The sequence below is a fragment of the Curtobacterium sp. VKM Ac-1376 genome, from assembly GCF_015351025.1.
Lineage (GTDB): Bacteria > Actinomycetota > Actinomycetes > Actinomycetales > Microbacteriaceae > Curtobacterium.
In genome coordinates this window covers 228,208-245,554 of record NZ_JADKRV010000003.1, presented here as the reverse complement: position 1 = coordinate 245,554, position 17,347 = coordinate 228,208, and the positions used below count along the sequence as shown (strand labels likewise).

16 protein-coding genes are annotated in these 17,347 nt (G+C 72.0%); 10 read left to right on the top strand and 6 right to left on the bottom strand.

What is annotated here, in order from left to right:
- Positions 1 to 26 precede the first annotated feature (26 nt).
- Positions 27 to 1,016, top strand: coding sequence for a LacI family DNA-binding transcriptional regulator (locus tag ITJ56_RS06000; protein ID WP_194628677.1), 990 nt, complete (start codon positions 27 to 29; stop codon positions 1,014 to 1,016).
- 97 nt (positions 1,017 to 1,113) lie between these two features.
- Here the strand turns inward: ITJ56_RS06000 and ITJ56_RS05995 are convergent, their stop codons facing one another.
- Together ITJ56_RS05995 and ITJ56_RS05990 are read right to left on the bottom strand one after the other, a co-directional pair.
- Positions 1,114 to 1,761, bottom strand: a complete 648-nt coding sequence (locus ITJ56_RS05995) for a TrmH family RNA methyltransferase (RefSeq protein WP_194628675.1) — start codon at positions 1,759 to 1,761, stop codon at positions 1,114 to 1,116.
- Between the two features lie 108 nt (positions 1,762 to 1,869).
- Entirely contained in the window at positions 1,870 to 2,559 is a 690-nt protein-coding gene (locus ITJ56_RS05990) for a TetR/AcrR family transcriptional regulator (protein ID WP_194628673.1), read from the bottom strand.
- 189 nt (positions 2,560 to 2,748) lie between these two features.
- On the opposite strand from ITJ56_RS05990, the gene ITJ56_RS05985 reads away from it, so the two are divergent.
- Complete coding sequence (locus tag ITJ56_RS05985) at positions 2,749 to 3,546, top strand: HAD-IIA family hydrolase (protein WP_194628671.1); 798 nt, start codon at positions 2,749 to 2,751, stop codon at positions 3,544 to 3,546.
- Here ITJ56_RS05985 and ITJ56_RS05980 read toward each other — a convergent pair.
- Positions 3,543 to 4,487: a CPBP family intramembrane glutamic endopeptidase gene (locus ITJ56_RS05980; RefSeq protein ID WP_194628669.1), complete on the bottom strand. Its 945-nt coding sequence runs from the start codon at positions 4,485 to 4,487 to the stop codon at positions 3,543 to 3,545. The two genes, ITJ56_RS05985 and ITJ56_RS05980, sit on opposite strands and share 4 nt — an antisense overlap.
- Positions 4,488 to 4,524: 37 nt before the next feature.
- On the opposite strand from ITJ56_RS05980, the gene ITJ56_RS05975 reads away from it, so the two are divergent.
- Both ITJ56_RS05975 and ITJ56_RS05970 read left to right on the top strand, forming a co-directional pair.
- Positions 4,525 to 5,214 carry a metal-dependent transcriptional regulator gene (locus ITJ56_RS05975; protein ID WP_194628667.1) on the top strand — a complete coding sequence of 230 codons (690 nt, stop codon included), beginning with the start codon at positions 4,525 to 4,527 and terminating at the stop codon, positions 5,212 to 5,214.
- 261 nt (positions 5,215 to 5,475) lie between these two features.
- Positions 5,476 to 6,429, top strand: a complete 954-nt coding sequence (locus ITJ56_RS05970; protein WP_194628665.1) for an aldo/keto reductase — start codon at positions 5,476 to 5,478, stop codon at positions 6,427 to 6,429.
- 170 nt (positions 6,430 to 6,599) lie between these two features.
- On the opposite strand, the gene ITJ56_RS18875 is transcribed toward ITJ56_RS05970, so the two are convergent.
- Together ITJ56_RS18875 and pyrE are read right to left on the bottom strand one after the other, a co-directional pair.
- On the bottom strand, positions 6,600 to 8,834 hold the full coding sequence (locus ITJ56_RS18875; protein ID WP_194628663.1) for a septum formation family protein: 2,235 nt from the start codon (positions 8,832 to 8,834) through the stop codon (positions 6,600 to 6,602).
- The gene (pyrE, locus tag ITJ56_RS05960) at positions 8,831 to 9,382 is read right to left on the bottom strand and encodes an orotate phosphoribosyltransferase (RefSeq protein ID WP_071404348.1); all 552 of its coding nucleotides are present in this window, start codon (positions 9,380 to 9,382) and stop codon (positions 8,831 to 8,833) included. Before pyrE ends, ITJ56_RS18875 begins: the two co-directional genes overlap by 4 nt.
- A 97-nt stretch (positions 9,383 to 9,479) precedes the next feature.
- Between pyrE and ITJ56_RS05955 the strand changes: the two genes are divergently transcribed.
- The 6 genes from ITJ56_RS05955 (at position 9,480) to ITJ56_RS05930 (ending at position 16,507) form a co-directional block, all read left to right on the top strand.
- Positions 9,480 to 11,147 (top strand): hypothetical protein, encoded by a 1,668-nt coding sequence (locus ITJ56_RS05955; RefSeq protein ID WP_194628661.1) that lies wholly within the window; start codon positions 9,480 to 9,482, stop codon positions 11,145 to 11,147.
- Positions 11,148 to 11,211: 64 nt separating this feature from the next.
- Entirely contained in the window at positions 11,212 to 12,573 is a 1,362-nt protein-coding gene (locus ITJ56_RS05950) for a peptidoglycan DD-metalloendopeptidase family protein (RefSeq protein ID WP_194628659.1), read from the top strand.
- 139 nt (positions 12,574 to 12,712) lie between these two features.
- The gene (locus ITJ56_RS05945; protein WP_194628656.1) at positions 12,713 to 14,530 is read left to right on the top strand and encodes an alpha/beta hydrolase; all 1,818 of its coding nucleotides are present in this window, start codon (positions 12,713 to 12,715) and stop codon (positions 14,528 to 14,530) included.
- Positions 14,531 to 14,547: 17 nt separating this feature from the next.
- Positions 14,548 to 15,207, top strand: coding sequence for a hypothetical protein (locus ITJ56_RS05940; protein ID WP_194628654.1), 660 nt, complete (start codon positions 14,548 to 14,550; stop codon positions 15,205 to 15,207).
- On the top strand, positions 15,207 to 15,866 hold the full coding sequence (locus tag ITJ56_RS05935) for a hypothetical protein (RefSeq protein WP_194628652.1): 660 nt from the start codon (positions 15,207 to 15,209) through the stop codon (positions 15,864 to 15,866). The genes ITJ56_RS05940 and ITJ56_RS05935 overlap by 1 nt, the downstream gene beginning before the upstream one ends.
- A gap of 2 nt (positions 15,867 to 15,868) precedes the next feature.
- Complete coding sequence (locus ITJ56_RS05930; protein ID WP_194628650.1) at positions 15,869 to 16,507, top strand: hypothetical protein; 639 nt, start codon at positions 15,869 to 15,871, stop codon at positions 16,505 to 16,507.
- A gap of 43 nt (positions 16,508 to 16,550) precedes the next feature.
- Here the strand turns inward: ITJ56_RS05930 and ITJ56_RS05925 are convergent, their stop codons facing one another.
- Complete coding sequence (locus ITJ56_RS05925) at positions 16,551 to 17,345, bottom strand: phosphotransferase (protein WP_194628648.1); 795 nt, start codon at positions 17,343 to 17,345, stop codon at positions 16,551 to 16,553.
- Positions 17,346 to 17,347 lie beyond the last annotated feature (2 nt).

Here is a 17,347-nt window from a genome sequence, read left to right as displayed (position 1 = left end):
CGAACCAACGGAGGTCGAAGCGCATCATGGGAGACGGCAAGCCCGCGACCATCTACGACGTCGCCGCACGCGCCGGGGTCTCGAAGTCCCTCGTCTCCCTGGTGCTCCAGCGCTCGCCCCGGGTCAGCGACCAGCGCCGAGCCGCCGTGCTGAAGGCGATCCAGGAGCTCGACTACCGGCCCTCCACCGCGGCGGTGTCCCTCGCCGGCACCCGCAGTCGCACGATCGGCGTGGTCCTCGACGACTTCCGCAACCAGTGGTTCGTGGACCTGCTGACCGGGCTGCGCGAGAGTCTGCAGGACCAGGGCCACCGGCTCGTCGTCGCGGACCGGTTCCTCAACACCGGGCTCGATGCCTCTCCGGTGGAGGGCTTCCTCTCCATGCGCGTCGAGGGCATCGTCATCGCGGGTGAGCCGACCACCGACCTGGCGGTCCCCGCCTCGATGCCGCTCGTGATCGCCGGTGGGCGGGTGTCGATCCCCCGCGCGGACACCGTCGCGAACGACGACCGCGCCGGCGGCGGCATGGCCGCCGACCACCTGCTCGCCCTCGGGCACACACGCCTCGGCTTCGCCGGTGCGAGTTCGGCAGCGTCCGCGGAACGCCAGGCCGGGTTCGAAGCGGCAGCTGCCCCCCGCGCGTCCGTCGCCACCACCGTCCTGCCCGGCGAACCCACCGAGGAGGCCGGCTCGCGCGCCCTCGGCATGCTGCTCGACGAGCACCCGGACGTCACCGCCGTCTTCGCCGCGAACGACGTGATGGCCCTCGGCGCCCTGTCCGAACTCGCCGAACGCGGCCTGCGGGTCCCCGAGGACGTCTCCGTCATCGGCTACGACGACACCCCCGTCGCCGCGATGCGCTACGTCGGGCTCACGAGCATCGACGACCGCAGCGTGGACATCGGTCGCGGCGCCGGCGAGCGGCTGCTCGCGCGCATCGCGGACCCGGCGCTGGCCGCGACGGAACTGCTCGTCGAGCCCCGCCTGGTCGCCCGCCGCACGACCGCCGCGCGCTGACACTCCTGCCGGGCATCCGGCCTGGAGGCCCGCCCCACCTCCGCCCGACGCGCTTCCTGCGCAGGGACGGCCGGGTCCAGGGCCCGCCCACGTCTGCTCAGGAGGTCGCGTCCGGCAACGCCGCGTGCTGGACGACCCAGCTGTGCATGACGATCGCCGCGGCGGCCGAGGCGTTGATGCTCCGCGTCGACCCGAACTGCGTGATCTCGAGGTGGCCGTCCGCCCCGGCGACCGCCTGGTCCGTCAGGCCGGGGCCCTCCTGCCCGAACAGGAACACGCAGCGCTCGGGGATCGTCGCCGTCTCGATGCGCTCGGCACCGGGGGTGTTGTCGATCGCCACGACGGGACGCTGTTCCTCGGTCATCGCGGCGAGGAACGCCTCGACGTCGGGGTGGTACCGGACGTGCTGGTACCGGTCGGTGACCATGGCCCCCCGCTTGTTCCACCGCCGCCGCCCGATGATGTGCACGGTGCCGGCGAGGAACGCGTTCGCACTCCGCACGATCGACCCGATGTTCAGGTCGTGCTGCCAGTTCTCGATCGCGACGTCGAAGGCGTGCCGGCGGGTGTCGAGTTCGGCGACGATCGCGTCCATCGACCAGTACCGGTAGCGGTCGAGCACGTTCCGGGAGTCCCCCGCGGCCAGCAACTCCGGGTCGAGCCGCGGGTCGTCGGGCCAGGGTTCCGGGTGCGGCCCGACCCCGTTGGTCGTCAGTTCGTGCGACGGTTCGGGCGCTGTGGTCACCGGACCAGCGTACGGCCCGGTCGTGCGGAACCAGGTTCCGGGCACAGCACCGCGAAGCCGCGCGGTTCCGTGACCGGAACCTGGTTCCCGGGGGCTCGCGCGGCCCGGTCAGGCGAGGCGGGCGATGCGAGACTCGATGCCGGCGATCAGGATGTCGAGCCCGAGTGCGAACCGGGCGTCGTAGGAGTGCTCGCCGAGGATCTCGCCGACCAGGCGGTGCCGCTCCGGCCGTCCGGCCTCGGAGTCACCGCGGCCGACCTGCACACCGGCGTGCCCGACCACGAAGTCGTAGACGACGAAGAAGGTGTACATCGCCTCGGCCGGCGGCAGGCCCGCTTCCTGCAGGGCCCCGACGACCTCGGCCACGACGGCGTCGGACTCGGTGCTGGCGAGCGGGGCGCGCTGGCTGTGGGACTCGAGCACGAGCGGGTGGGTGCGCATGAGGTCACGGAAGGTCGTGGCGAACGTGCGGACGACCGCGTGCCACTCGTCCGGCCAGACGAACGTGGCGGTGAACTCGTCGACGGTGCGGCGGACGAGTTCGGCGTGCAGGTCGTCCAGGCCGCCGATGGTCCGGTGCACGGTCATCGGGGCGACTCCGAGCCGCACGCCGAGGGCCCGGAAGGACAGGCGGTCGAGCCCGTCCTCGTTCGCGATGGTGGTCGCCGCGTCGATCACCTGCTCGCGGGAGAGCACGTTCGGGCGGCCTCGGCGTCGGCGCGGCGTCACCTCGAGCTCCGTCTCCGACACCGGGCGGGGTCGGGGCGTGGCGGTCGGGGATCCGGGTTCGACGAGCACGAGGGGGCCTCCTTGATTCGGTACGTGTCCCGAAAAGCGTAGGGCAAAGCCGACCACAGTTCGGTGTCTCGACCATCTCGGGTCTCGGAGCGGCGCGCAAGAGCCGCCCCGGGCCTCCCGGCCCTTTCCGAGCCGACCACGAGCCGACCACGAGCCGGGCCCGCACCGCCGCGCAGTAGGGTGAGCACCATGGCAACCCGCGACGACGTCGAGTGCTGGCTGACCGACATGGACGGCGTGCTCGTCCACGAGAACCAGGCCCTCCCCGGCGCCCCGGAGCTCATCCAGCAGTGGCTCGACGACGGCACCGAGTTCCTCGTGCTGACGAACAACTCGATCTTCACACCGCGCGACCTCAGTGCCCGGCTCCGGAGCTCGGGCCTGCACGTGCCCGAGGAACGGATCTGGACCTCGGCCCTCGCCACGGCCGACTTCTGCAGGTCGCAGATGCCCGGCGGCTCGGCGTTCGTGATCGGCGAGGCCGGCATGACCACCGCCCTGCACGAGGCCGGGTTCATCATGACGGAGACCGCCCCCGACTACGTGGTCGTGGGCGAGACCCGGAACTACTCGTTCGAGGCGATCACGAAAGCCGTCCGCCTGATCCGCGACGGTGCCCGGTTCATCGTGACGAACCCCGACGCCACGGGTCCCAGCGCCGAGGGGGTCCTGCCGGCGACGGGTGCGATCGCCGCGATGATCGAGAAGGCCACCGGCAAGCAGCCCTACGTGGTCGGCAAGCCGAACCCGATGATGTTCCGCTCGGCGATGAACCGGATCGGTGCGCACTCCGAGAACACCGGCATGATCGGCGACCGCATGGACACCGACGTGCAGGCGGGCATCGAGGCGGGGCTGCACACCGTGCTCGTGATGACGGGGATCAGCGACCAGGCCGAGATCGACCGCTACCCGTTCCGTCCGAGCGAGGTCATCTCCGGCGTGCACGAGCTGGTGCGCACCGAGCCGTTCGAGGTCGAGCTCTAGCTCGAGCTCGAGCTCGAGCGAGCACCACCCGGAGCAGCCGCCACGGGTGGTGCGCCCGCCGCAGCCGGTGTGGGGACCCGGTCACGGGCCTCCAGGGCGAAGGCCGCCATCGGCGGTACCGAACGCCAGCGCTTCGCCAGCCGACGCGGGCGGTCGTCGTACCAGGCGATGATCCCGCCGGCGACGATGCCGAAGGCGAGCACCCCGAACGAGAACAGCCCGATCAGGCCGAGGAGCACCAGACGGCCCTGGTCACCCGTGTCGGCGGTCGCCGAGAACCCGATCGACCCGAAGTCCCAGAACGCGTGCAGCAGCACCGGGGCGAGCAGCGACCCGGTCAGCCGGCGGGCGACGTAGAGGGTGGAGCCGAACGACGCCGCGAACACCACCTGGAGCAGGGTCGGACCGATGCCGGCTCCGGCGAGCGCGTTGAGCAGGTGGAGCAGCCCGAACAGCGCGCACGACAGCGCCCACACCCACATCTCCGGCAGTCGGCGTCGCAACCCGACCAGCAGGGTGCCGCGGGCCATCAGCTCCTCGAACACCCCCACGAACAGCACGCCCACGGCGAGCAACAGGAAGTAGTGCGCCGGGAGCGCCGTCCAGTCGATCAGGGGCAGGCGGACGACGCACACCACCAGCACGAGGATCGGCGCGACCGTCGTCCAGCGCAGCGTCGTGCGCACGGGGTCCACGGTGGCGATCCGCCACCAGCCGAGCGCGGTGACGAACAGGGCGAGCACCGCGACCGCGACGCCCTCGGGGAGGACGAGGGCGTGCACCACGCTGTCGACCGTCTGTCCGAGGGTCGCGTAGTCGTCGCTGGGGCGTGACCGCCACGCGCTGATCGCCGCGAACACGACGAGCGGCGCGAGCCCGAGCAGCAGCGACGGCGGGACCGGCCAGCGGCGGCGGGCTCGAGCGGGGGCGGTCGTGGTCATCTGCTGGTTGTACCAGGCGGGACGTACGATTGGCGGTATGCGCCTGCCCTCCCTGTCGACCATGGCAGAGGACTACGTCAAGCTCATCTGGAAGGCCAGCGAGCGCGGCGGCCCTGGCCTGGCGACGCGGGACATCGCTGCGGCGCTGAAGGTGTCGGCGTCGACGGTGTCCGGCAACCTGAAGAAGCTGGACCGCGACGGCCTAATCGAGCACACCCCGTACCACGGCGTCGTGCTCACCCCGCTCGGACACCAGGTGGCGGTGGCGATGGTGCGGCGGCACCGGTTGATCGAGACCTTCCTGGTGGAGCGGCTCGGGTACTCGTGGGACGAGGTCCACACCGAGGCCGAGGCCCTCGAGCACGCGGTGTCCGAGCGGTTCCTCGACCGCGTGGACGCCGACCTCGGGCACCCGACGCACGACCCCCACGGCGATCCGATCCCCGGCGCGGACGGCGTCGTGCCCGACTCCCCCGGCACCCTGCTCGGCGCGATCCAACCCGGTGCGTGCGGCACGGTCGACCGGGTGTCCGACGACGATCCCTCGCTGCTGCGCTACTTCGACGAGCTCGGGGTGGGGCTCGGCACGCACCTACGGGTCGAGCGGGTGCGGGACTACGCCGGTGTCATCGCGGTGGCACGGCGCTCCGCCGACGGCTCGGAGTCACTCGTCGACCTGCCGGCAGCGGCCGCGTCCGCGATCTGGCTCGCGCCCGACGGCGACTGACCACGCCGGCCGGCTGGTCGCGACACCCCGCTCACCTCCGCCGAGCGGTCACATACTGTCGCCCGGCGGGCGCGCAAGCGACGGTTCGCGACCACCCGGCGCGAGACGCACGGGGTGTCGCGACCGCGCGGCGGCACGCGAACGCGCGCGGCAGGCCCACCCGAAGCCCACACCGCCGGGGTCGTGTCAAGCATCGGGGCATAGCGTCGGGAGACGTGCGGTCCGCTCCCACCGCACCGACGACCACGAAAGGACCCCCGCATGCCCCGCATCGGTACCAGTGACCTGCACGTGTTCCCCCTCGCCCTCGGCGGCAACGTCTTCGGGTGGACGGCGGACGAGTCGACCTCGCACCAGGTCCTCGACGCCTACGCCGCGGCGGGCGGCGACTTCATCGACACCGCCGACGTGTACTCCGCGTGGGCGCCGGGCAACGAGGGTGGTGAGTCCGAGCGGGTGATCGGGTCGTGGCTCCGGGCATCCGGCAAGCGTGACGACGTCGTGATCGCCACGAAGGGGTCACAGCACCCGGAGTTCCAGGGCCTCGGTGCCGACACCGTCGCGGCGGCGGCCCGCGCCAGCCTCGAGCGCCTCGGTACCGACCGGATCGACCTGTACTACGCGCACTTCGACGACCAGTCCACCCCGCTCGAGGAGACCGTCCGCGCCTTCGACCAGCTCGTCCGCGACGGCCTGGTGCGGTACACCGCGATCTCGAACTACTCGAAGGACCGCGCCGCGGAGTGGATCCGCATCGCGACCGAGAACGGCCTCGCCCAGCCCGTCGCGATCCAGCCGCACTACAACCTGGTCACCCGTCAGCCGTACGAGTCCGAGATCGCGCCGCTCGCGCACGAGCACGGACTCGGCGTCGTGCCGTACTTCTCGCTCGCCGCCGGGTTCCTGACCGGCAAGTACCGCTCGAAGGACGACTTCGCCGGCAAGGACCGCGAGGGCCAGGTGTCCGGGTACTTCACCGACGAGGGGCTCGCCGTCGTGGACGCCCTGTCCGCCGTCGCCGAGGCCCACGGTGCCGAGCTCGCCACGGTCGCACTCGCCTGGCTGCAGGCGCAGCCGGACGTCGTCGCACCGATCGCGAGCGCGCGGAACACCGGGCAGCTGCCGGCACTGCTGGCCTCGGCGGAGCTCGAACTCACCGCTGACGAGCTGCAGACGCTGTCCGACGTGTCCGCGAAGGTGCCCGCGAGCGCCTGACGCCCGCCGCGCCGCCGGATGCGCGTGCATGTTCCGACGTCCCACTCGTCGTTCGACGGGTGGGACGTCGTTCGTTGCACACGCATCGGCTGCATGGGCAGGTTCCGACAGACCACCCGTCGATCACGGGGTGGATCGACGGAGAACGGGTGCGGACCCCAGCGCGCCGCCTACGCCCCCGGCGCCAACGACCCGGTCAAGGGCTGCCCTGACGACCGCGTCACGAAGCACGAGATGAACCGGTCGCCCTGGTCCCACGTCGCCTGGTCGGGCGCGTACGACCCCTGCACCTGCACGTCGCCGACGGTGGCCGCGTCCGAGGCGTTCAGCGCCGCGTCCGACTGGCACTGGTCGGCCGCCTGCGTCGCCAGGGCCTCGGCGCCCGGGTACGCATCACCCTCGACGGGCAGCCGTGCGGTCAGCTGTCCGATGTGCGGCGTCGCACAGTCCACGACCGTGAAGGTCTGCGCCCACGCGTTCGTGAACGGCGACAGGCACTCACCACCGGCGAGGTCGGTCCAGGCGTGCTCGCCGGGCAGCGCCGGCGTCGTCGCGAACTGCAGCGTCGCGGCCGGTGCTGCAGCGTCACTCGACTGCGACGCCGAGGGTGCCGCGGTCGGTGTCGCCGGGGCCGAGGAGGCCGCAGCAGGCGACTTCGTCGGCACGGCCTGGTCGGCGATGTCGTTGCCGAGGATCCACTTCGACAGCAGGAACACCAGCACGATGAGCACGACGATCAGGGCGATCGACCCCCAGATGAGCAGCTGCTTGCCGCGCTTGCCCTCGTTCCGGAGCTTCGCGAAGCCCTCGTTGATGAAGTTGTCACGCTCGCCGGGCTGCCGTTCCGGACCGGCGGCAGCCGGCCGCCCAGCAGGTCCAGCAGGCCCAGCAGCCGCAGACGGACGAGCCGCCGGCACAGCTGCGGGCACGGCGGCCGTCGGCATCATCCGCGTGCCGGTGTCGGCCGGGTCGTAGCCGGTGTCGCCGAGCTGCCCGACGGCCTCGGTGCCGAACAGGTCCTTGATGGCGCTCGTGTCGCTCGTCTCACGGCCGTCCCACTCGGACTGGTCGAGGTCCTCCGGTGCGGTCGCCGGCAGCGCAGCGGGCTGCTCGCGCGTGTCGCTCCGGCGCAGTCCGAGCACGGCGTCGAGGTCCTGCCCCACCGAGGCCGGCAGGTGCGCCGGGGAGGCCTGCGCACCAGGCATCGGTTCGACGAGCGGCGGTGCAGCGGTCGGTGGGACGGCCGCCGGCAGTGCCGTGGTCGGGGCATCGGCGGGGAGGCTCTCAGGCCGGTCGTCCGCACGGGCTGCGGCATCGTCTCGCGGCGCGTCCACGGCCTCGGTCGCGTCCGTCGGCTCGGCAGCCGGGACGACGGGCGGGACCGGCGCGACCGGCGCGACCGGCGGCACAACCGCTACCGGCGGAACGGGCACGGCCGGGGGCACGGGCACGGCCGGCGGCACCGGGTACGTCGGCGGCGCCTGGGGCAGTCCGTCGGCCGGGGTGTCGAGTTCGCCGGCGACGACCTCGCCCTCGGACTCGGTCTCGTCGGCGAGCGACCAGGACCCTGCGGACAGCGCCGTGGTGTCGAACGAGTCGGTCGTCAACGTCGCCGGTACCTCGCCGGCCTCGTCGTCTCGGATCGCCCAGTCGAACGGTCGGTCGTGCCCCCCGGTCTGCGTGGGGACCGACCCCGTGCTCGTGATGCGGAGCAGGTCGGTGAAGCTCGGCGGCTCCTCGGTCGGGGGCAACACGTTCTCGACGCCGACGGGCTGCGGTGCCGCGGGGGCGACGGGCTCCGGGTGCGAACCGGTGGCACGGCCGAGCCAGTCGACGTCGGCACGACCCTCGCCGAACGGATCGACCCGGCGACGCTCGTCCTCGATGGCCTTGGCGGCGGCGGCGCGCTCGTCACGGTGGGTCTGCGCGGTGGGCAGCACGATCGACGAGGGGTGCGGCGCCGTGGAGTCCTGCGGCTCGTCCGCGGGGGCCGGGATCCGGTCGTGCAGGGTGGAGCGCTCGTGCTCGACGGCTGCGTCGGGGTTCTCGGAGGGCGCGAGGAGCTCGGGGGGCATCGAGATGGCCTGCGTCGCGCCGTCGTCGAGGGGCGGAGCAACGGGCGGCGCAGCAGGCGGATCAGCAGCAGCGTCCTCCGGCTCGGCCACGAACGGCTCGGGCAGGGGCGCGCCGGTCTCCCGTGCGGTGCGCTCGGCCTCGCGGCGCTCCCGGCGGGACGGCCAGTCCTCCTCGCCCCGCGGAGCGCCGAAGATGTCCGCGGCGCTGCGGAGACCGTGGAACGGAGCGTCCGGGTCGGACGCACGCCGGGCCTCCAGGCCGTCGTCCCCGTCTGCCGGGCCGGCGGTCTCGTCGGGTTCGCGTGCGTCGTCCGGACGCTCCCCGCTCACGCGGTCAGCCCCAGATCAGCCAACCCGATGGCCGCGAAGTAGGGGTACCCGGCCGCTTCGATCGTCTCCTTCGCACCGGTGTCCCGGTCGACGACGACCGCGACGGCGGCGATGATCGCGCCCTCGCGCTCGAGTGCCTCGGCGGCCTTCAGCGGCGAGCCGCCGGTGGTGGAGGTGTCCTCGAGCACGACCACGCGCTTGCCCTTCAGGTCCGGGCCCTCGACCTGCTTGCCGCGCCCGTGGTCCTTCGGCTCCTTGCGGACGACGAAGGCGTCGTAGGTCAGGCCCTGGGCGGCGGCCTGGTGCAGGACGGCGCTGGCGATGGGGTCGGCACCCATGGTGAGGCCGCCGACGGCGGAGACGTCCGGCACCTGCTGGACGAGCTCGGTCATGACCTGTCCGATCAGGGGCGCGACCCGGTGGTCCAGGCTGACCTTCCGGAGGTCGATGTAGTACGTCGCCTTCTTCCCGCTGGTCAGGGTGAAGTCGCCGTGGAACACCGCTTCGGAGGAGATGTACTGGATCAACTGTTCGCGCGCGTCGGTCACAGCCCACAAGGGTAGTCGGTCGGGCTCGCAGCGCGCTCCCCCGTCCTGTGGGGGCACCGAGCGCCGACACCGAGGCGGCCTCGGTACGCTCCGGGACATGTCCCGAGCACCGCGTCGCCCCGCCGTGGAGCCGGCTCCGTTTGGCGGCCGCCGGCCCGGTGACGTGGCCGTCACGATCGGTCGGGAGGCCCTGGGCGCGCTGGTCGCGCTCGCCCTGTCCGTCATCGCCCTGCGCCACGTCATCGCGACGGACCGGGTCGCGTTGCTCTGGTACGACGGCGACTCGGTGCTGCTGCCGCTCGTCGAGCGGTCGCTGCAGGCGGGGCAACCGTTCGAGTGGGCGATGTCCCCGGCGCTGTTCTTCTTCCCCGAGCTGCCGGTCTACCTGCTCAGCTCGCTCGTCACGACGACGCCGCAGCAGGCCCTGGCGCTGAACGGGGTGCTCGTGCTCCTCGCCGTCTACGCCCTGGTGCGGGCGGCCGCGAACGAGCTGATGCCGTCCGCCGGGCACCCCGCCAGGATCGCGGTGTCGGCCGGGGCGCTCGGTCTCGTCACGCTGCTGGTGCTGACCGAGTCGTCGGCGACGGCCACCTCGCTCGAGCTGGCGTCCCTGCTGCTGACCACGACCTACTACTACGGTGCCGTGCTGGCGATGCTCGGCACCGCGGTGCTCGTGCTGCGGGCGGTGCGGCTCGGGCGGGCGTCGGTGCCACTGCTCGTGGTGCTCGGGCTGGTGGCCGCGTGCACAACGGCGTCGAACCCGCTGTACGTGCCGTGGTCCGCCGCTCCGGTCGTCGTCACGCTCGGGCTCCTGGTGCCGGCGCGACGGGTGCCCTGGCGGCCGGCCGCGCTCCTCGCCGGCGTGGTCGTCGTCGGATCGGTCGTCGGGTACCTGGTGCGGATCCCCCTGCGGCCGTTCGTCTCCCTCGACCCGGCCACCTACGTGCAGCCGTCGCGCGCGGCCGAGACCCTGGGGTTCTTCGCCGCGCTCACCGACGACCGGGCGGGCACGGCCCCCGGTGACCTGGAGCTGCTCCTGCTGTTCGCCGGGGTCCTCGTCACGGTCGGCGGCACGGTGTGGGCCTGGCGGGTGCGGACGGCACGGACCGTCCTCGTCGCGACGGTCCTGCCCCTGGTCACCGTGCTCGCGGTGTCGATCGGGGTCGTCGTCGCCGGGTCCGAGACCCCGCGGTACCTGCAACCGATCGTCACGGCACCGCTCCTGGCGCTCATCGCCGTCGCGGAACTCACCCGCACTGCGGTCAGACGCACCCGCGTCCACCGCCCCCGCCGCGGGGTGCGTGCGGGCGTCGCCGTCGCGATGGCCGCGGTGCTCGTCACGGGGATCGCCGTCGCACCGGGCACCGTGCACGCCGTGACGACCGCGCGGTACACGGCGTCGTCCTGTCTGGACCGCTGGGCCGACGGGCGCCAGGTCACCGGCGTCGGACAGTTCTGGACGGTCCGGCCCCTCGCCACCTACGCGTCGACGAACGTCGAGCTGCTGCAGGTCCGCGACACCTTCGAGACGTACCCGTGGCTCGTCGACCTCGGGGCGTACCGCGACGCCGACCCGACCTTCGTGGTGGTCGGGTCGCACGACCTCTGGACCACCGCGGTGGAGGACTCCCTCGGAGCCCCGGCGACGATCACCCACTGCACGGGCTTCGACGTCTACGACTACGCCGACACGGCCGGCGCCGAGGTCCTGCGACGCGACGTGGTGAGGAGCGCCGAGGCCATCCGACGCGACCGCGGCTTCTAGGAGTTGTCCACAGCGGCGCGTCGGCGTCCGATCTTCGCTGTACGGATGTATAGGCTCGTGCTCGATGTCTCGACCCACCCGCCTCCGCGCCCCCCGTGTCTCCGTACGCCTGCGCCTCGCCGTCACCGGTCTGGCGCTCGCGGGCCTGCTCGGCACGGTCGTGGTCGACGCACCGGGTGCCCAGGCTGCGACCTACCCCACGTGGGACGAGGTCGAGTCCGCCCGCGGCAAGGAGTCCGACAAGCAGGGGCAGATCACCGAGATCAAGAGCATCCTCAGCGAACTCGACGCCAAGGTCGAGGCAGCACAGGCGAAGGCGAAGAAGCTCGGGCAGGTGTTCTACAACGCCCAGCGCAAGGCACAGGACGCCGCCGAGAAGGAACAGAAGCTCCGCGCCGATGCGAAGGACCACGCCGACGTCGCCGACCAGAGCGCCGCACAGGCCGGCCAGTTCGCCGCGCAGATGTCCCGCTCGGGCGGCGCCGACGTCACCACCTCGGTGCTCACCCAGGGCGACGACGCGGGCGATCTCCTCTACAACCTCGGCGCGCTGAGCAAGCTGTCCGAGCAGGCCGAGCGCGTGCAGGCCGCGGCGAGCGCCGACGCCGCCGTCGCCCGCTCGCTCGAGGCCCAGGCCGACCGCGCCGCCGAGGCGCTCGGCGACCTGGCGGCCGAGGCCGAGGATCGCATGCAAGAGGCCCAGACGGCGTCCGATGCAGTGCAGAACGCCTACGACGAGCAGGAGTCGAACAAGGCGCGACTCGACGCCCAGCTCGCGACCCTGACCTCCGGCCGCGTCCGGACCGAGGCCGAGTTCGCCAAGGGTGAGCGAGTTCGCAAGGCTGCCGAGGAGAAGGCCGCCCGGGAAGCCGCGGCCCGCGCAGAAGCCGCAGCTGCAGCAGCCGCCGCCGCGGCGGCCGACTCCGGCGACGGCGGGTCATCCGGCGGCGGAAGCGGCGGCGGTTCAACGGGCAGCAGCGGCTCCGTCGGCGGCGGTTCCGTCGGCTCCGGATCCGGCACCGGCTGGGTCCGCCCGGCGAGCGGGTATGTCATCAGCCCGTACGGGTACCGCGTCCACCCGATCACCGGTGTCGTCACCATGCACGAGGGCACCGACCTGGCCAGCGGTTGCTCCACCCCGATCGTCGCCGCTTCGGCTGGCACCGTCGACTACGTCGGCTGGTACGGCGGGTACGGCAACTACGTCCGCATCAGCCACGGCGGCGGTGTCCAGACGGCCTACGGCCACATCGTCGACGGCGGCTTCCGGGTCAGCCCCGGGCAGCAGGTCTCGGCCGGGCAGCTCATCGCCCTCGTCGGCTCGACCGGTGCATCGACCGGCTGCCACAGCCACATCGAGGTGCACATCAACGGCGCGACCACCGACCCGGTGCCGTTCATGAGCGCTCGCGGGGTCGCCTTCTAGTCCACACCGCGCAACAGGCCGCCGCCCGCTCCAGCGGGCGGCGGCCTTCGTCTTTCCACACCGACTGCTCCCCATGTGACACTGCACCGTTGAAATGCTACGTTCTCCCCATCGACCGGCGGCGGGATGGTGGGGGACGATGGGGATCGAGTTCGACGACGCAGCGGCGTCGCGGTTGATCGCGTGTGCGGTCGAGGTGGCGATGCCCCTGCGCGCCAGTGCGTGGCCGCGACGGAGCGGCGCCGAAGCCGCTCTGCACGACTTCGACGGTGCGTACGCGCGGCTGTTCGAGGCGGCACGGGTGCCGGAGTCCGAGGACCGGGTCCGACTGGCGAAGGCGCTCGAGGCCCTGGCCGATCAACTCCGGATCGTGCAGCGGCAGGCGGATGCGGAACGGAAGCGGTTGGCGGACACGGCTGCGTGGCAGGAGCGGGAAGCGGACCGCGACCTCGTGCGCGTCGGCGCCGGGCTCACGATGCAGCCCGTGCTCGACTGGAGCAGCGCGGTGTTCGACCCGAAGCCGTCCAGCGCTCCGCACCGTCCCTCTCCGGTGTCCGCGACGTTCCGCGCCCGGAGCCGGCGGCGCACGGGCGGTGCCTCCGGCGGACGGAGCAGCGCGGATCCGGCCAGGTTGCGGCAGTTCACCGCGACGGCTCGGGCGCAGGACTCGTCGACGGAGCAGGACCTCGCCCGGGTGCGGAACGCGTGGGTGGCCTTCACCAGCCGCTGCAGCTGGGTGCCCATCGACGGGGCCACGCTGCCAGGTGGGTTCGGTGACTACCTCGCCGAGAACACCGACGATGCTGCCTGGATCGATCGGATCGCCGCGGCGTTCAGCACCGCGGGCGGTGGACCCCTCGCGAACGCTGCCCTCGATGCGGCAGGCGCCTCCACGCTCCCACCCGGGCTGCAGCGTCTGCTCGACCCGTCCCTGACGCCGGCCGAGGTCGCCGCGGCCTGGGCCGCACTCGGGTTCACCGCCGCCGACGTCCGGGCACTGCCCCTGACCACGCAGATGCAGTTCGCGGGGCTCGACGGCGTCCCGGCCGCGCAGCGCGACATCGCGTCCCGGGCCGTGCTGTCCGCCGCGGTGCGGGACCCGGAACGGCTGTACCGGCTGCTGGGGTTGCCGTACACCTACGGCGCGGTCGGCCTCGAGGAGTTCAGGGAGCAGGTCATTGCGCTCCGCGACGGCCTGCGAGATGCCGACGACCTCGCGCGGAACATCCTCCGGCCGTCGACCGCAGTGGCACAGCTGGTCGGGTTCGGCGTCTCGAACGGTGCGCTCGTCGCCGGCGTCGTCGTCGGTGACCTGGACACGGCGTCGAACGTGACCGTCAATGTGCCCGGCGCGATGACGACCCTCGGCAGCACCGGCGAGAAGGTCCGTGCGGCCAACGGCCTACTCACCGCCGCCAGCAGGAAGGGAACGGGGAAGGACTCCTTCGCTGTCGTGTCGTGGCTCGGCTACCGCGCACCGGGGGTCATCCAGGTCCCGCACCAGGACCGGGCGACTGCGGGTGGCTCGAACCTCGCTTCGTTCCTCGACGGCATCCACGACAGCCGCGGTGCCGCACCGCGCTCCCTGACCGTCCTCGGTCACTCCTACGGCTCGACCACCGCGGCCGAGGCGCTCGCGCAGACCCGGCACCGCGTGGATTCGTTCGTCACCTACGGCTCGGTCGGGTTCACCGACACCACGACGCCCGAGCACCTCAACGTCGACCGGGTCTACGCGACCGAAGGCTCCGCCGACCGCACCGCGGACTTCGGGCGCATCGGGCGTACCGACCCGCGCGACCTTCCTGACGTCAGCACGTTCAGCGCGGAGGCGGCACACGGCAGCAAGGCCGTCACCGGACACGACATGTACCCGGACAGCGGTGTCGGCTACCTGTCCCGCGACGCCACGTCACAGCAGACCATCGCGAAGATCATCGCCACCGGGAAGCCATGATGAACACCATGCAATCGATGTTCCGCACCGTCATGACGGCAGCCCTGGCCCTGGGTCTGCTGACCGGGTGCGCGGCAGGAGGAGACCAGATGCCCGCCGATGCCGCAGGCCTGACCCAGGACGACGTCGCGAAGATGTCCCTGCACCAGGAGTTCGACGCCTACCGCGACCACTACCAACACATGCAGCGGCTCCTGCGGGACGCTCAGCTCCAGGTGCACGACGGCGAATGGGAATGGGGCGGCGGAGACCGCGTGCCGCTGATCGGAGGCGACGGCGTCGCCCCCCTACCCGGGTCGGACACGAGCAACAGCTACGACATGCGGAGCGGACGACACTGGTCGCCGCCGAAGGCGACGGGACGGGAGCGTGACCTGCAACCGATGGTCGACTACTTCACTGACCAGGGCTGGCACATCGAGAAACGCACCCTCACCGGCGATCACGAAGTCTGGGGGATCACCGGCGACGGCTGGCAGCTCATCTACACCGCGCAGTCGAACGGCCGGTACTCCCTCGAGGTCTACAGCGAGCCCTTCTGGACCAACGACGCGGATGCTCTCTCCGAAGCGGTCGGAGGACGAAACGACGCCGACTACCCGGAACGGTCACTCCCGGGGATCTACCCCGACTTCCCCGAGTGGGACGACCCCATCGTCAGCCCACCGAAGATCTGATGTTCCGCACCGTCACAGTGGCAGCCCTGACGCTCGGGCTGCTGTCGGCGTGCGCGGCTCGAGGAGACCAGATGCCCACCGATGCCGCAGGCCTGACCCAGGACGACGTCGCGAAGATGTCCTTGCACGAGGAGTTCGACGCCTACCGCGACCACTACGAACACATGCAACGACTCCTGCGGGACGCACAACTCCAGGTGCACGACGGCGAATGGGAATGGGACAGTGGCGACGACGTCCCCCAGATCGGCGGCGACGGTGTGGCCACGTTGCCCGGATCGGACACGAAGAACAGCTACGACATGCGGAGCGGGCGACTCTGGTCCCCGCCCGGCGCCACAGGCCAGCAACGCGACCTCCGGCCGATGATCGACTACTTCACCGAACAGGGCTGGGCGATCGAACACCGAGCGATCACCGGCGATCACGAGGTGTGGGCCACCACCGGCGACGGCTGGCAGCTCATCTACTCGACCCAGACGAACGGCCGGTATTCGCTCGAGATCTACAGCGAGCCGTTCTGGACCCACAACGCCCATGCCCTCAGGCGGGCTGTCGCCGGACGCTCCTCGGCCGACTTCCCAGATCAGTCACTCCCGGGCGTCTACCCCGACTTCCCCGAGTGGGACGACCCCATCGTCAACCCGCCGAAGATCTGACCGTGCTCCGCACCGTCATGACGGCAGCCCTGGCCCTGGGTCTGCTGACCGGGTGCGCGGCAGGAGGAGACCAGATGCCCGCCGATGCCGCAGGCCTGACCCAGGACGACGTCGCGAAGATGTCCCTGCACCAGGAGTTCGACGCCTACCGCGACCACTACCAACACATGCAGCGGCTCCTGCGGGACGCACAACTCCAGGTCCACGACGGCGAATGGGAATGGGGCGGCGGCGACCGCGTGCCGCTGATCGGAGGCGACGGCGTCGCCCCCTTACCGGGGTCGGACACGAAGAACAGCTACGACATGAGCACCACCCGACTCTGGTCCCCGCCCGGCGCCAGCGACCAGCAGTGGGACCTGCAACCGATGATCGACTGCTTCAGGGACCAGGGCTGGCACATCGAGCAACGCACCATCGCCGGCGACCAGGAGGTCTGGGCGAGCACCGGCGACGGGTGGCAGATCCAGTACTCCGCCCAAGAGAACGGTGACAACCCACGGTGTACAGCGAGCCCTTCTGGACCGACGACGCTGATGCGCTCTCCGAAGCGGTCGGAGGACGAAACGATGCCGACTACCGCGCCCGTTCCCTTCCGGGCGTCTCCCCCGAGTTCCCCTCGTGGGACGACCCGATCGTGAGCCCGCCGAAGATCTGACCCGACCTCCGCTCGGCCGGTCTCGCTCAGCTCGGCACGCTCCCGACGTCGTCCACGTCGGCGTTCCACAGCGCCCGGTACCAGGCGGTGCGCTCCGGGTCGTCCGGCAGCCCGTACGCCTGGTGGAACAGCGGCTCCCACCCGGGTCCGTAGTTCCAGCCGAGGGCCATCGTCGCCACCGCGATGTCCGCCCAGCGGTCGGCGATGCCCAGGGCGTCCAGGTCGACGTGCCCGCTCCACCGCCGGTCCGCACCGATCAGCGTGTTCGGGGTGCACGGGTCACCATGACAGACGACGATCCGGTCGGTCGGCGGCTCCGGACCGAGGTCACCCGGGCCGCGGTCGGCGCCGGCGTCGGCCCCGCGTGCGCGATCGAACCGGTCGGCCGTCGCCCACGTGAAGGGGCATTCGTCGACGGGCAGGCTGTCGTGCAGCGCGCGCAGCCCCTCACCGACCGCGACCACCGCGGTCCGGGGTTCGTCGTGCCAGCGCGGGTCGACGGCGCTCCAACCGGGAACCGCGCGGGTGCGGAGCCAGACGCCGTCGTCGTCAGTGCCGTGCTCGAGCACCTCGGGCACCCGCACGTACCGGGATGCCCAGGTCAGCCGCGCGGCTTCGCGGTCGATCCACTGGGCGTAGGCGTGCGGCAGGACCTTCACGAACTCCTCGGCCAGGGCATCCGGCCCGATCCGGAACGTCGTCCCACCGACCTCGTTGTGCCAGACGAGCGCGACCTCGCGCCCCCGTGCGGCCTCAGTGACGACGCGCGGCACCGGGACCGTGACGCCCGGCCGGGGCAGGCCGCCGATCGAGCGCACCACGG

Excerpts from the sequence above, each read along its gene's own strand:
- ITJ56_RS06000 (WP_194628677.1), top strand. The coding sequence starts at position 27 with ATGGGAGACGGCAAGCCCGCGACCATCTACGACGTCGCCGCACGCGCC.
- ITJ56_RS05985 (WP_194628671.1), top strand. The coding sequence starts at position 2,749 with ATGGCAACCCGCGACGACGTCGAGTGCTGGCTGACCGACATGGACGGC.
- ITJ56_RS05980 (WP_194628669.1), bottom strand. The coding sequence starts at position 4,487 with ATGACCACGACCGCCCCCGCTCGAGCCCGCCGCCGCTGGCCGGTCCCG.
- ITJ56_RS05975 (WP_194628667.1), top strand. The coding sequence starts at position 4,525 with ATGCGCCTGCCCTCCCTGTCGACCATGGCAGAGGACTACGTCAAGCTC.
- ITJ56_RS05970 (WP_194628665.1), top strand. The coding sequence starts at position 5,476 with ATGCCCCGCATCGGTACCAGTGACCTGCACGTGTTCCCCCTCGCCCTC.
- ITJ56_RS05955 (WP_194628661.1), top strand. The coding sequence starts at position 9,480 with ATGTCCCGAGCACCGCGTCGCCCCGCCGTGGAGCCGGCTCCGTTTGGC.
- ITJ56_RS05950 (WP_194628659.1), top strand. The coding sequence starts at position 11,212 with ATGTCTCGACCCACCCGCCTCCGCGCCCCCCGTGTCTCCGTACGCCTG.
- ITJ56_RS05945 (WP_194628656.1), top strand. The coding sequence starts at position 12,713 with ATGGGGATCGAGTTCGACGACGCAGCGGCGTCGCGGTTGATCGCGTGT.
- ITJ56_RS05940 (WP_194628654.1), top strand. The coding sequence starts at position 14,548 with ATGTTCCGCACCGTCATGACGGCAGCCCTGGCCCTGGGTCTGCTGACC.
- ITJ56_RS05935 (WP_194628652.1), top strand. The coding sequence starts at position 15,207 with ATGTTCCGCACCGTCACAGTGGCAGCCCTGACGCTCGGGCTGCTGTCG.